Source organism: Calothrix sp. PCC 6303 (genome assembly GCF_000317435.1).
In the GTDB taxonomy this organism is placed as follows: domain Bacteria; phylum Cyanobacteriota; class Cyanobacteriia; order Cyanobacteriales; family Nostocaceae; genus PCC-6303.
This window is the reverse complement of record NC_019727.1, coordinates 47,747-62,516: the sequence shown is the minus strand read 5'-3', so window position 1 is coordinate 62,516 and position 14,770 is coordinate 47,747. Positions and strand designations below refer to the sequence as shown.

At 38.2% G+C, this 14,770-nt stretch carries 11 protein-coding genes and 1 pseudogene; 11 read left to right on the top strand and 1 reads right to left on the bottom strand.

Features of this window, described 5'->3' with window-relative positions:
* Window positions 1-30 precede the first annotated feature (30 nt).
* A complete protein-coding gene (locus CAL6303_RS27770) occupies window positions 31-1,386 on the bottom strand; it encodes an AAA-like domain-containing protein (RefSeq protein ID WP_415748913.1) in 1,356 nt (451 codons plus the stop codon).
* Between the two features lie 660 nt (window positions 1,387-2,046).
* Here CAL6303_RS27770 and CAL6303_RS27765 point away from each other — a divergent pair.
* From CAL6303_RS27765 to CAL6303_RS27720, 11 genes and pseudogenes are all read left to right on the top strand, one after another.
* Window positions 2,047-2,568 (top strand): helix-turn-helix transcriptional regulator, encoded by a 522-nt coding sequence (locus CAL6303_RS27765; RefSeq protein ID WP_015173932.1) that lies wholly within the window; start codon window positions 2,047-2,049, stop codon window positions 2,566-2,568.
* A gap of 714 nt (window positions 2,569-3,282) precedes the next feature.
* The gene (locus tag CAL6303_RS27760) at window positions 3,283-5,037 is read left to right on the top strand and encodes a peroxidase family protein (RefSeq protein ID WP_015173931.1); all 1,755 of its coding nucleotides are present in this window, start codon (window positions 3,283-3,285) and stop codon (window positions 5,035-5,037) included.
* Window positions 5,038-5,174: 137 nt separating this feature from the next.
* The gene (locus CAL6303_RS27755) at window positions 5,175-5,507 is read left to right on the top strand and encodes a hypothetical protein (RefSeq protein WP_051036844.1); all 333 of its coding nucleotides are present in this window, start codon (window positions 5,175-5,177) and stop codon (window positions 5,505-5,507) included.
* 427 nt (window positions 5,508-5,934) lie between these two features.
* Window positions 5,935-6,357 (top strand): transposase, encoded by a 423-nt coding sequence (locus CAL6303_RS27750; protein ID WP_051036842.1) that lies wholly within the window; start codon window positions 5,935-5,937, stop codon window positions 6,355-6,357.
* A 150-nt stretch (window positions 6,358-6,507) separates the two neighbouring features.
* Complete coding sequence (locus tag CAL6303_RS27745; protein ID WP_015173930.1) at window positions 6,508-7,419, top strand: hypothetical protein; 912 nt, start codon at window positions 6,508-6,510, stop codon at window positions 7,417-7,419.
* 105 nt (window positions 7,420-7,524) lie between these two features.
* Window positions 7,525-9,459: a GMC family oxidoreductase gene (locus CAL6303_RS27740; RefSeq protein ID WP_144051164.1), complete on the top strand. Its 1,935-nt coding sequence runs from the start codon at window positions 7,525-7,527 to the stop codon at window positions 9,457-9,459.
* A complete protein-coding gene (locus CAL6303_RS27735) occupies window positions 9,456-11,207 on the top strand; it encodes a patatin-like phospholipase family protein (RefSeq protein ID WP_158333195.1) in 1,752 nt (583 codons plus the stop codon). Before CAL6303_RS27740 ends, CAL6303_RS27735 begins: the two co-directional genes overlap by 4 nt.
* Before the next feature lie 44 nt (window positions 11,208-11,251).
* Complete coding sequence (locus tag CAL6303_RS27730; protein ID WP_015173927.1) at window positions 11,252-11,668, top strand: hypothetical protein; 417 nt, start codon at window positions 11,252-11,254, stop codon at window positions 11,666-11,668.
* A gap of 45 nt (window positions 11,669-11,713) precedes the next feature.
* Window positions 11,714-12,502: pseudogene (locus tag CAL6303_RS31315) on the top strand (IS5/IS1182 family transposase); the annotation flags it as partial.
* Between the two features lie 70 nt (window positions 12,503-12,572).
* The gene (locus tag CAL6303_RS30570) at window positions 12,573-12,716 is read left to right on the top strand and encodes a hypothetical protein (protein ID WP_015173926.1); all 144 of its coding nucleotides are present in this window, start codon (window positions 12,573-12,575) and stop codon (window positions 12,714-12,716) included.
* Window positions 12,717-13,193: 477 nt separating this feature from the next.
* Window positions 13,194-14,672, top strand: coding sequence for a peptidoglycan-binding protein (locus tag CAL6303_RS27720; protein WP_015173925.1), 1,479 nt, complete (start codon window positions 13,194-13,196; stop codon window positions 14,670-14,672).
* Window positions 14,673-14,770: the final 98 nt, after the last annotated feature.

The window sequence follows — 14,770 nt, the reverse complement described above, 5'->3', positions numbered from 1 at the left end:
ACAGATTGAAGGTTTGAGTGTACATAATACTTAATTAGACAAAAATGTATTACATTCGCCAATAGTATCCATTAAGGTTGTCACGTAAAACTGCCGATACAACTTACAGCTTGGTATTACTTTATTTCCTAACTGTTTAATCAGCCCCATACTGCTTAACTTGTAAGCCACGATAGCCTCTAATTCTACTGGCTCAGTGGTACACATGACACAATTAAGGGATTTGGCTAATTCCGGCCGTTCTTGCAGTATTACCAAATGGTGTTGCAGGTGATGAGAATAAATTCCGGTGGCAGTTGGGGCAGTTTCCAGCAGATGCTCCAGAGTTATCTCCCTTTGACTAAGATGATAGATAGCAGTGTGTACTAGTGAGGGATGTCCCCCAATCATATCCATCAGTTGCCTAGCTTCATCACCATCTGACCAGTCAAGTTTGTAGCGTTGAGCTAACTGCTGCACCTCCTCCTTACTAAAAGCATTTAGCTGAATCGGCAGCCCTACATTAAAAGGGGATTGGTTAAGTTGAAGGGGAACGTAAATCTCCGTCGAGTGAACCACAATCAAGCGGAGCTTTTGCCAAATCGGCAATGTTTTGGCTTCTTCGTACCATGATCGCAACAAGGGTAAAAAATCTTTTGCCACTTGAGGATGCTCAAAAATTTGATTTACCTCATCTAACGCCAAAACGAGGGGAGTCTCAATTGATTTTAGTAGATACTCTTCAAAGTAGGAAGTACAGCTAATTTTGCTCCCCAGATCCTCATCCCAATATTCATCTAGCTTCGCTTCTAGCTGGAGCTGACGTGCAATGTTGGCACACAGCCAACGCAAAAATTGATTCAAATCACTCAAAATAACCTGATCAACTTGCTCCAGGTTCAAGCTGACAGTGCGGTAGCCCTGGCGTTTAGCAGAGTCAAGAATTCTCATTAACAGAGAAGTTTTGCCCATCTCTCTGGGTGCTTTAATCCGTACTAAGGCTCCTGGTTTTCTTATTTCTTGATAAACTTGCTCTTCAAGAGGAGCGCGTTCTAGGTAAAAAGGGGAAGCCAGAGGAACTGAGCCATTGGGATAGCGGGGCGAGGTATCCTGGTTTGCATCACTCAACTCAGAAATTTTAGGATTTTTATCTATAGTCTGGGATGAAACCTCAAAATCCAGATTTGCAATTTCTCTCCAGTCAAGTGTCAATTTCTGACAAAGTTCTTCAAAAGTCACATAGTCAACAGGCTTACCAGTCAGGAAGTTGCTGACTGTAGCTAGAGCGAATCCTGCATCTTCAGCTAAAGAGCGTTGGCTGGGAAAGCCGTTACGTATAAGTGCAAGTTTGGCTTTGTCAAGATAATTCTGCTTAACTCTAAGTGATCTGGGCATAAAGAATTTTATGACAACTATATGGATTGTACCAGTAACACAATAAAAGTCAGTCACAAGTCAGTAATTCTCAGGCGATAAGTCAGTATGCGGTGGGATTTAATGAATATATCAGGTTCAAAGCAAAGGGAAGTAAATATAAGTAAATACAAGTATAAGAATGTAAATATTTGTAGTTGGGATAAGGCAGAGAGAAGAGTATTTTACACTAGTTAAACTTTTTGTTTCTTCAGTTCCTTTTATGGTTAATAAACATTAAATACAATGTGATCAACGGCTATATCTTTTGTTCAGAGAGCTTTTAAACACATTATTTTAATGCCCTTGTACAACTGGATTTACACTAACTTAATAAGAATTAATGGTTGAAAATACTGTCTTTTTAATGCTTCTAACTAGTTAAATTTGTTTTTTCACCATAAAAATATCGGAAGAACAAACTTTTTTATACTGCGAGCGGTTAGATGTTCGCGATTAGCTAAAGCCTTAATAATCAACACTAATTGCGATTTCAGAAGTTTAATTTCTAGCCATTCTTAGTATAATATAGTTTTGTTTTTTCCCAGCACCTTACTGCTCCTTAAGTATTTTCGAGAATGCACTCTAAATATACGGGTTTGCAAGTAATGAAATCTAATCAGGATATAAACTTATTAAATATTAGGATATAGAATGCTCAATATTTTAATAAATGATGCTAGTAGTGAAACCCAAAATCTATTAATTAAATGCTTAAAAAAAGCAGGTTTTGAGATAATGATAGCGGAGAAAGATTTTGTGAAGGTTCATCTCATCCATGAGAAATTCCCTATTATCACTGAGAGTAAAACATCAAATAGTCAAGACTTTGTATTTCCATCCATTCTAAAACTGCATAAGGTCTTTGAGTTCATTGAATTGAATTATCATCAAAGTATTAGACTAAAAGAAGTAGCTCAAGCAGTTGGTTATTCCTCAGCTTATTTAACCGACTTAGTGCGAAGACTTACCGGGAAAACTGTCAATAATTGGATTATTGAGCGCCGACTAGCATCTGCAAGCTCCTTACTTTTAGAAACTAATGATTCCGTTGAAGAGATTGCTTTAAAAATAGGCTATCAAAATATCAATCATTTCTACTGTCAGTTTCGTGATTACTATAAAAATACTCCCCGTGCTTGGAGAGAGACACAGCGTTCTCATGCATTGTTATAACGGCATCAAAATATTACCTAAGTAGTTGTGCAAAATTAATTAGACATTCCGAAAACCTGAGAATATTGGCATTGCTTCGTTCCTAGCAATGACAATATATAATTAATTTTGCCTATGCACTTATTAACTGCTAATTAATCAACTAATATGGTTCTTCATTACTTGTTATGCTAAAAATGCTTATAAAATAGCTCATATTCCTTACGGGGCAAGAAAGATAGCTTTTAAACTTGGATTTTGAGCTTTTGGAATAAAATTAAGGTTAAAACTACCCAAAAGCTTTCCTATTCAAGGTAAATCCCGAATTATTGTTTCAATTTCAGCATAACACCTATGGAAGAGCCACTAATATATTATCTCAATGCGATACTAGATTATGTTATTTACTAATCTAGTATTTTTTATTTAAAGATTTATGGAAATCATCAACTCTCAAAATGAGGGGACGCTTAGAAAATATTAAATATTTGAGTTACATTTTGAGAAGAATCTAAAAATACTGAATATTTCATTATAATTTTATCGAAAAATAATTAATTATCAAGCCTATTTGCTCAAGATAATATATGTATATGGAAAAGAAAAGAGCGTTAGCAAACAAACTAAAAAACTCTTTTTACATCTGGAAAATTAAAGATTATTTCTCTGATTCTTCACTAAAAACTTTCCTTCAACTTCTGTTCAAGATTTAAGCACAATAAAGGAGATATTTCAATGTTTGGAATTCCTTGGCATAAGTTACCTACTCCCCTTGGATTATTAAAAGTAGTTCAATTTCGCGGTCGATTGCGTAAGAATAACCTTCAGGATACGTCGCAATTGGCGGATACTACTAAGCTACCTGAAACGATGAAGTGTCCTTATCATAATTATTTGAAGGCTCGCACTCCTGATGGTAGCTATAATGACCTCAAGCATCCAGAAATGGGGATGGTGGGAACTCGCTTTGGACGCAACATACCTTTGGAAGATGTCAAAGTTGATGAAGCAAATTTGCTAACGCCTAATCCTCGGACTGTTAGTCGGATGCTGTTGGCCAGAGAGGAATTTCAGCCTGCGACTATTCTCAATTTGCTTGCGGCTGCGTGGATTCAATTTCAAACGCATGACTGGTTTAGCCACGGTAATAACCAGCCAGATAACAAATTCCAGATTCCTATTGATGCGGATGATTCTTGGCCGCAAGAACACCGTCCAATGGAAGTGAGTAGAACTTTAGAAGACCCTACTCGTTCTGGAGATACTAAAAATCCTGCTACTTTTATTAACCACTGTACTCATTGGTGGGATGGTTCACAGGTTTACGGTAACGATAAGAAAACTATTGAAGAAGTTCGCTCCCGTGTCAATGGGAAGATGCGGTTAGAGGAAGACGGTTTTTTACCACTGGACCCAAAATTAGGAATTGACAAAGTAGGCTTTCCTGGTGCTTGGTGGGTAGGGTTAAGTATGCTGCATACCCTATTTGTTAAAGAACACAATACTATCTGTGACCATTTGAGCAAATTATATCCTGAGTGGAAGGATGATGAACTTTTTGACCATGCGCGGTTAATTAATGCTGCTTTGATGGCTAAAATTCATACAGTTGAATGGACTCCTGCTATTCTTCCCCATCCTGTGACTGATATTGCTTTAAATGCTAACTGGTGGGGAATATTAGGGCAACAAGTTAAAGACACTGTAGGACATATTGGTGATAGCGAGTTGCTGAGTGGAATCATCGGTTCGCCAACAGACCACCATGCTGCTCCTTATTATTTGACAGAAGAATTTGTGTCTGTATATCGGATGCACGCTTTAATTCCGGATGATTTCGATTTCTATTCGCTTAAAACCCGTAAATTACTCCATAAAAAATCTTTTCCTGAAGTCGCTGGTAGTAAAACTCGCGCTTTCATGGAAGAAGTTCAAATGTCCGATTTGTTTTACTCTTTTGGAATTTCCCACCCTGGGGCTGTTCGGTTACATAACTATCCCAAGTTTTTACGCCAACTGACCGGGGAACTCACGGGCGATCCAAATGGTGCTTTTGATTTGGCTGCTGTTGATATCCTACGCGATCGCGAACGAGGTGTTCCCCGTTATAATCGTTTCCGGGAGTTAATAGGTCGGGGTAAAGTTAAGAGTTTTGAGGAGATTACCAGTAATAAGCAATGGGCTAAGGAATTACGCGAAGTTTATAACAACAATATAGACAGTGTAGATCTAATGGTTGGTCTATATGCTGAGGATATCCCTGAGAAGTTTGGATTTAGCGATACTGCTTTCCGCGTGTTTATCCTTATGGCTTCTCGAAGACTAAAGAGCGACCGCTTCTTTACTAAGGATTATACGGCGGAGGTTTACACTCAGTTTGGTTTAGATTGGATTGATAGAAACAACTTAGTAACTGTTTTGAAACGTCACCATCCTGAATTAGCACCCGTTTTAGTTAATGTGACTAATGGTTTTAAGCCTTGGAAATAGTTAGCTTAGGACACGAAGAAGTAGGGGAATATTTTAATATTTAATATTTTACTCCTCTGTACGGGACAAAAGCTTGCAAAGTGTTAGAGGAAAAGGGTTTCATAAAAAATAAGAAATAAAAATAGCATGAAACCCTTATGAATCAGGTTAATCTAATACGGGAAAAATTACGACCACACTTGGGATGGCATGGAGCAAGATTAAGCTTTCTAGCAGGGTTTCTAATCGCGCTATTACGGGTTAGAACAGTAAATTTGAGCGATTTGGCAGCAGCATTTACAGGAAAAGCACTCCAGGATTCGCATTACAAGCGGTTACAAAGGTTTTTTAGAAATTTCGAGATAGATTATTCTGCGATCACTCACACAGTAGTCAATTTGATGAATATTCCTCAACCGTGGATACTCTCGATTGACCGTACCGAGTGGAAGTTTGGTGAGCCACTCCGTTGCGGGGGTTCCCCCCGTTGAAGGAAGTGGCGAACCCGCAAGGGTAAAACAACATTTAATATCCTAATGTTGGGAATAGTGCATCAAGGGATTGCATTTCCAGTTGTATGGTGTTTGTTGGATAAGCGAGGTAATTCTAACACATGTGAGAGAATGCAGCTATTTCAACGGTTTTAGGACTTACGCACTGTACAAAAGGCTATGTTGTGTATCAACGTAAATACGTTGTTTCAGGCTTTTGTAAATTACCCTTTCTTGGTTGCGATATGCCTTCGGCATTAAGCTCCGCTTATCGCATGGTGCGGAACAGAAAAATCAAGCTCAAAGCGTGGAAACCTATACCCCTATTTTGATTTTTCTGTCAATGCGTAAGTCCTAGGTTTTTAGAATATTTTCCCGAACAGAAAATCGATCATTTGAGCGCAGATAGGGAATTTGTCGGTCAAGATTGGCTTTGTTATCTGCTTGCAAACCCCAGTACTCAAAACTGTATTTCAAGACTTGCAACCAGGACAAACTAAAGTTTTACGTCGTCAGAGACGATTATGGGGACTTTGGCTATACGTTGCAGCTTTACGTCTTGAAGGATGGTTCTTTACTTGTTGTCGCCACTCAAACTGCTCCAAATAAAGCGATCACAGATTATGCTCATCGTTGGGGTATTGAGACATTATTCGGTATTTTCAAGACAAGGGGTTTTTGCCTCGAATCTAACCATCTTCAAGATTCTGAGCGTTTGAGTAAACTGATTGCTATTTTAACTTTAGCCTTATGTTGGGCTGTTTTAATTGGGGAATGGTTACATCAAAATAAGCCTCTTATGCTTAAAAGCACGGTCGTCGTAGTAAAAGTATTTTTCGTTATGGCTTAGATTTTCTTCGTTCTATTGTTCTCAATCTGTGACTCTAAAATGGGTAATTTTATTTATGTTATAAAATTTTTGTCCTGTACTTAGATTTCACTCTCCTACTTCCTCACAAAAGTCAACTATTGTTATAAAAACATCAAATTCAATCAAACAATGAAAGACTTAAATTCGATTCGTAAATATTGGCATAACGCTCAAGATAATGGTTCTTTACCTGAAGATTATCAATCCTGGAAAGCTCATAGAAAGCAAGAATTTTTGTGGAATGAAAAAATTATCAAATCTAAATATGACGAACTTCCTCCCTTAAAGAAAATAGATATTTTGGGTTTATTTTCAACCGCATTAAAATCAAAGATGGGTCGTCAATCCGACGAAGTAGAGGCAAATTGGAAAAAAACAATACACGCCCACGGGAGTGTAGCTAAAATTAAATTAGTCCCGACAGAAAATACATTCACAGGTTTATTTAAAGGTGCGTCATACGGACTTTTACGATTATCCGTAACAGGAGACCCAGCAGATAGAGGATTTGCTCCTGGTCTTGCACTCAAATTATTAGTCGATGGTCATCCTTCAGGTAACTTCTCAGCTTTAGTCTCTTTAACAGGACAAGGTAAAAATTATAATTTATTTGCGAACGAACTTTCAAATATTGTTCCAGTTGTTAAAGAAGTTGGACCAATTTTGATTAACTTAATTTTTAGTCGAGTTACAAAATATCCAACGAAGCTGTATTTAGAAGACTTAGCAGAAATTAATCAACAAGGGGAAAAAGAGAGTAAACCTTATTATCCTACACAGATTTTTCTCGTTCCCAATCCAAAGATTCAATTTCCCGAAACACCGCACGACTTTAGAAATGACCTTGCGACAATACCAGCGGGAACATTTTTATTTTCCATTTATGGTGTTGATTCTGAAGCGATGAAACAAATGAACCCAACAGAGTTAAGACAACAAGCTCAACTAATTGGGTTTATTGAAACAACATCAGAATTTGTATCATCATTTTACGGTGATAGCCAACTATTTTTTAGACATCAGCGTTTCCGCAATCGGTAATTAATAGTAGATAACAGGATTTACGCGGTTCGATTATTCCGTAACTTCTGCGTAAGTCCTAGATAAATTTAGTTCTAAACTTGATTGGATTAAGGTAATATGCAAATGTTAGAAAATCTAGAATTTGATTATATCGTTGTTGGTTCCGGTGCTGGGGGTGGTCCTTTAGCAGCAAATTTAGCTTCTTCAGGTTATAAAGTTTTGCTATTAGAAGCAGGTGGAGACCCCTTGCGCGACGAACAGGGCAAAGAACGCGAACGCTATACTTACTCAGTACCAGCTTTCCACGCTCGGTCAACAGAAGACGAGGATTTAAGGTGGGATTTCTTTGTCAAGCACTATTCTAATGAAGAACAACAACGCCGCGATTTAAAGTATGACAAACAATATCAAGGTATTTTATATCCCAGAGCCGGCACTCTTGGTGGATGTACTGCCCATAATGCAATGATTACAGTGTATCCCCACAACAGTGACTGGGATAAAATTGCCAGCATCACTGGCGACTCTTCATGGCGCAGCGAGAATATGCGAAAATATTTTGAGAGATTGGAACGCTGCGAGTATATTGACCGCCCAATTAATCCCAACGAAAACCCCACCCGTCACGGTTTTGATGGATGGCTAACGACTAATCGCGCCGATTTCAAGTTATTAACTGGCGATTGGCAGTTATTGAGTGTAATTATCAAGGCTGCTTTAACCACATTCCAAGAAAAGCGTAAAAATCCCTTAAGTCTGGTTTATAACTTATTCGATAGATTCTTTGATAATCTCAAAACTTTTTTCAGAGGTAGAAACGAAGACTCACTGGATTTTGTCGATGAACTTTTAGACCCTAATGATTGGGAAGTCGCGCAAAAAAGTTCTGAAGGTGTGTTTTTCATTCCCCTTGCTATCAACGGTGGTAAGCGCAACGGTACAAGAGAATATATCCGGAAAGTTGAAAGCCAGTTTCCTGACCGATTAATTATTAAAACCCATGCATTCGTTACCCAAGTCTTGTTTGGCGATAGCAATACTGCAATTGGCGTAGAGTACCTGGAGGGAAAACATATATACAGAGCTGACCCGAAAGCCGATACAGAAAATAACCCCCAAACGATACGCAGGGTATATATAAAAAGAGAAGTAATTCTTTCTGGTGGTGCTTTCAATACCCCTCAATTACTTAAACTATCTGGGATTGGACCGAAAGAAGAACTATCCGAATTAGGAATCGAAGTCCGCGTAGACCTCCCAGGAGTTGGTGCTAATTTGCAGGACCGCTATGAAGTTGGTGTGGTAAGTCAAATGAATGAAGATTTCCCTATCTTGGAAAATTGTACATTTAAAGAACCACAACCTGGTGAGGAAATAACTGACTCCTGTCTTCTCCAATGGAAAGCGACTAAATCTGGTGTGTACGCAACCAATGGAGCGGTAGTAGGTATTATTAAAAAGTCCCACGAACAGAGAAAAGACCCAGACTTGTTTATTTTTGGGTTGCCAGCATTCTTTAAAGGTTATTTTCTCAAATATTCAGAAGAAATTAGTAAAGCACAGAATATTTTTACTTGGGCGATTCTGAAAGCTCATACAAACAATACAGCAGGTACGGTAACTTTAAAAACAGCAGACCCTCGAGATGTCCCGGTAATTAATTTCCGTTACTTTGATGAAGGAAATGATGTCAAGCAAGAAGATTTGCAGTCTGTTGTTAAGGGAGTTGAGTTTGTCAGACGCATTACCAATAAAAGTAAGCTGTTTACAAAAGCCGAGTTACTACCTGGGAAAATTATTGACGAACCAGAGGAAATTAAGCAATTTGTAAAAGATGAAGCTTGGGGACACCACGCTTGCGGAACCTGTAAAATTGGACGCAAAGAAGACAGAATGGCTGTTTTGGATAGCAATTTTAGAGTATATGGAACGCAGAATTTGCGCGTAGTTGATGCGTCTGTTTTTCCTTATATTCCCGGCTTCTTTATTGTTACAGCTATTTACATGGTTAGTGAAAAAGCGAGTGATGTTATTATTAAGCACGCTCAAGGTAATTGATTTATTTAACTGAAGTCCGAGCGAAGAACATACTTGAAATCAAAAAAGATAAAAAGAAATTTATGCAAGATAAATCTCCTGCTTTTGAAATTGGTTTAGTTATGGCTGGTGCAGTTTCTGCTGGTGCTTATAGCTCAGGTGTTATTGATTTTTTAATTGAGGCTCTTGATAATTGGTATCAAGAGAAACAAATGCAACAGCAACTGCACGGCGAGGATTATTCTCAATGGGAAATTCCTTGCCATGATGTTATTATCAAAGCTATTTCTGGAACTTCTGCTGGTGGAATTACCGCTGCTATAACTGCTGCTTCTTTGTTTGATGACATTACACCTGTTACCCAATATCCAGGGGAGAAACCTGTAAATAATAAGTTCTACGAGGCTTGGGTACAAAAAATTGATATTTCTGAATTCTTGAAGACTAAGGATTTAGCCGATCCTAAAGCTCAATTCTTATCAGTTTTAGACTCTAGCATTCTTGATGCTATTGGTAAGGATGTTATTCATAGTGTTATTAATAACAAAAGCGCATTAAAAAAACGACCTTATTTCGCTGACCCACTTCAAGTTTATATGTGTGTCACCAATCTGCGTGGTGTTCCTTATACAATATCAACACAAGGAGCAGACCCTGGTATTAAAGGGCATAAAATGGTTCTCCATGCAGATTACATGCATTTTGCTTTAGGGACAAATACTGAAATTGTTGGTAATGCAATCGCTCTCAATCCAGATGGTAGTGATGCAAGTAAATGGCAACTAATGGTTCAATCAGCTTTAGCCAGCAGTGCGTTCCCAGGTGCTTTAGCGGCTCGTGATTTAGTAAGAGTTAGTACTGAGGAATACGAAAAGCGCTTGTGGAAAGTACCTACTTCGATTTCAACGTGTCAATATTACTCATATCGCTCTATTAGCCCAGATATATCATCAGTCGATACAGGTTCTTACCAATTCCTTGCAGTTGATGGGGGTTCACTTAACAACGAACCAATAGAACTTGTACGCTCGCATTTACAAGTTGATGAACAGCATAACTCTCGAGATCCACAACAAGCAAAATGGGCTACTGTTTTAATCGATCCTTTCCCTGATGATGTAGCAGCTGTAAATCCTGACACTAATTTACCCAGTATCATGTTGCGGTTGTTCTACGCTCTCATGGCTAATGCTCGGTTCAAACCTGAAGAATTAATTTTAGCTCAAGATGAAAATATCTACAGCCGTTTTTTAATTAGCCCCGTTAGAGAAAGCGATCGCTTAAAACCGTTAGCTTCTGGTAGTCTGCGTGCTTTTGGTGGTTTCCTGCACCCGAGTTTTCGCCACCACGACTATATACTTGGCCGCCGTAATTGCCAAAAGTTCCTCAAAGAATATTTTGTTTTATCAGCCTCTAACCCGCTATTTAATTCCTGGTCCCCAACACTAAAGAATAATCCAAAATGGCAAGTTTTCAAACAGAATAAAGATGAATCTTACTTTTTGCCAATTATTCCTCTAGTTGGTTCAGCAGAAAAAGAAATTGCCCTACCAGAGTGGCCAAGATATCCAAAAGAACAACTTAATTCCCTAGAAAAACAAATAAAAACTCGCTCGCAGGATATTTTTTCTCACCTTAACAATCACTTAGTTAACGATTGGTTACTCCACAATACCTTGAATTTACTCTGGAATTTTAAGCAAGGAATGTTAATCAAAAGAATACGAGCTTATATCGAAGACGAGTTAAAAAAGCGCGGACAACTATAATTCTTTGACTTGTATTTCTCTATATTTATTAGGAGCATTTTACCATGTTCGCCATTCTTATCGTCACCTTCTTCCTTGGAATTGTATCAGGTTTACGAGCATTTACGCCAATCGCAGCCCTTTTGATAACTCGCGGTGGTATTGTTGGTATTCTCTGTGCGATTGCTGCTTTTGCCGAATTGATCGGCGACAAGCTACCGTTCATACCTTCCCGCACAAGTTTACCTGCTCTTAGTTTACGTCTCTTTAGTGGTGCGTTTGTGGGGTCAAGTTTTTCTGGGAGACACGGTGCATCTCCTATCTTTGGTGGGATTCTTGGTGTTATCGGTTCACTAATAGGTACTTATGGGGGTCGTGCTGTACGGGTTGCTGCGATCGCTAAAATTGGTAATTTCCCATCTGCGATTCTTGAGGATGCGATCGCTGTTGGTTTGGCGGCATTTATCGTTACACGTTTTTGATCGGAATAGCTGAATCCGGGATAAACCTCGTCCATTACGACAATACCTTATCTACAGTACTTTATAGGGATGTCAAGCTATAGTAATGTTACCCCATTTAATGCATCAATGTTAGTTCATTTTCGTTCAAGAATAAATGTAGATTTGGTAAATAAAGTAAATAAGAGAATGGTTTTGAAGATGGAAGAAATGACATCTTTTCAACAGGAATCAGCAGCGAGTAAGATAGATATAGAGGATGTAAAAAAAGGATATTCAGAAGAAATCGAAAACAATGGGAAATTAATACTAGATGCGAGTTTTACACCGGGAGATATTAGTTATCCCAGAGATATAGAACTACTCAACCAAGCAAGAAAACAAATAGAAATAATCATATATAGACTGTATAAGCAACTGAAAGGCAGAGTAAAAAACAAACCGAGAACATATCGTCAAGTTGCTAGAAAAAATATTTAAAAATCGTAAAAAAACGTCGATTTTTGAATAAAGAGAGAAGAAAATAAATAAACAACTGAGATATATCAAAATAAATTTAGCTTATACTGATGAGTTAATCATCTGGGGAGGGAGTCTAGAAAAGTTAAGTAAAAGAGAATATAAAATGTTGTTGGTAGTTGGAGAAGTTTATCGCCAACAACTATGTTTGTACGAAGAGAATAAAACAAGTATAGACGACTGAATAGTAAGCATAAGCCAGCCACATATTCGCCCGATATTCAGAGGCAAAGCCGGCAAAAAGGTAGAATTTGGGGCGAAAAATCTGCAAGTTTTTTTAATGGTTATGTATTTTTAGATAAAATCAGTTGGGATAATTTTAATGAATCAGGAGAGGGAGCATCTCACCTTTGCAAAAACATGTGTAAATCAGGGAAGATAGTTACATTCTACAAGTACATCTACTATGACTCCTGAAGACTGCCAACGTCTGGAAGCCTGTTTGCTTGAAGCAGCAGAAATTCTTTATCGAAACACTCAAACTGAAGAACTGACAAGCTTTGAGAGTTTAGAAAAAGCTGTACACGGAGTTTTTTCAAAAATCAAATAGGATTCCTATATGAAGCTACATATAGTTGCTGAAAAGTAAATAATATAGAATACTATTTGATTTGGAAAAAACCTACTCATATCTCCGACTTATTTAATAAGTTGGAGATTTTGATTTTTATTCATGACTTACGCAAGCACTATTTGTCATTACAATCGAAACGTAGTTCAGGAAAGCAATACCAGAGTTTCTGATATTACCCTGCGGGAAGCCGCTGCGCGTAGACGCGCAGATCATAATGACGCAAAATCGTAGTTATTGTGTAAGTCTTATTATTATCTAAAAATAATGAATTATTATTGTTTCTTGCCGAAAAATAGTTAATTAGCAATCTGATTTCACCAAGATAATATATGTATATAGAAGGCAAAGAAGGTTAGCGAATCAGCTCCTCTTCCTTAAATATCTTAAAGCTTACCAAAATATTTTTTTCAGCCGTAACTTCAGTTTCAATAAAAATAAAAGGAGAAAATGATCATGAATACACATCCTAATGGTGTATGGATTTGGAATTTGTTAGAACTCGAAAATAACTACCTTGACAGCTTAGTTAAATGTCAGGTAAAGCGAGTCTACCTCAAAGTTTTTGATGGTAAAAGTAGACCAATGTTTTGGAGCCATCAATGTTCTCCAGAAATAATTAAGGAATTCACATCTCGCGGTGTCGAAGTTTACGGATGGGGATATCATTACGGAACTGATAATATCGTTGAACAGATATCAGCAGTAAAGCAAGCTCTTGATTGCAAATTGGATGGCTATATCCTTGATTTGGAAAAGGAAGTTGAAGACAACACCACTCACATTTATGTAGACAAACTTCTGTTTGAGCTTCGTCCTTTGGTTAAGGAAGGAACACTTGGATATACCAGTTTCGGTCATCCTGGACTTCACCCTAATGTTCCTTGGAAGATTTTGGATAAGTATTGCGATATAGCTTTACCGCAGATTTACTTTGAAAAATTCACTTTCAAGCCTACCACTTCACAAGAGGTTAAGGATTGCTTAGATGCACATCAACGCATAGGTTTGCAAAAACCAATTCTGCCAATTTGGGGTTCGGAAAGTGATACACAAAAGCCTGCTACAAAAGCAGAACTTCAAGATTATTTAAATAATTATCCAGGCTCATCAATTTGGCGTGTTCCTAATGCAGGTGAACGTGGCGAGGCGTTGAATTTAAAATATTCTGGCTTTTCTGCCTTTGAATTACCTACTCTTACCCGTTATCTTCGTCTAGGAGTTGAAGGAGAGGATGTCAAAGCACTGCAAAGAGTCCTGAATGCTAAAGGGTTTAATGCAGGAGAAGTAGATGGAGAGTTTGGTTCTCAAACTGAAGCTGCTGTGAAGAACTTCCAAAAAGCAACCAGAATTGATGTAGATGGGGAGGTTGGTTTACAGACTTGGACTGCTCTTGGTGGTAAATTTGATAACAAGCTGCCGCCAGACATTCGTGCTAAACTCGCTGACTTTGCTGAACAGGAAGCAGCTAAGGAATTGGTATGGAAGGGAGCAAATAGTGAAGCTGAGAAGTATCTCAAGCCTTTCCGCGAACCTATGCGTAGATTAGCTCATATTGGTTCAGAACCAGTCTTTTATAACTGGTGTGCTGCCTTTGTGGCTTATTGTTGTAGGGAAGTAGGAATTGAAATTCCAGATATTCCTAGTCAAGGATTCGATGCCACAATGGCTTTAGTTCAATCTTGGAAGTACTGGGCTAAAAAGAATGGGTATTGGTATCCAAAAGGAAGTATCACTCCTCAGCCTGGAGACATCCTTGTTTTTGATTGGCAAAGAAACAATTCACAACTAGATCACATAGGCATTGTTAGGGGATACGACAAATCTAGGAGTTCTGAGATTCAAACCTCTGAAGGTAATCACAGCGATGAGAATATTAGCGGTAACTTTACGCAAAACATGGCAAATGTCGCCGGATTTATCAGAATAGGTTGAATTACATTTACGCCACTCAGTCGCTACCTCCTTAAATTAGAGACGTAGCGACTGTCTTGAAAGTCAAGCGATCGCTCTGGATTGGCGATTGGATGAAC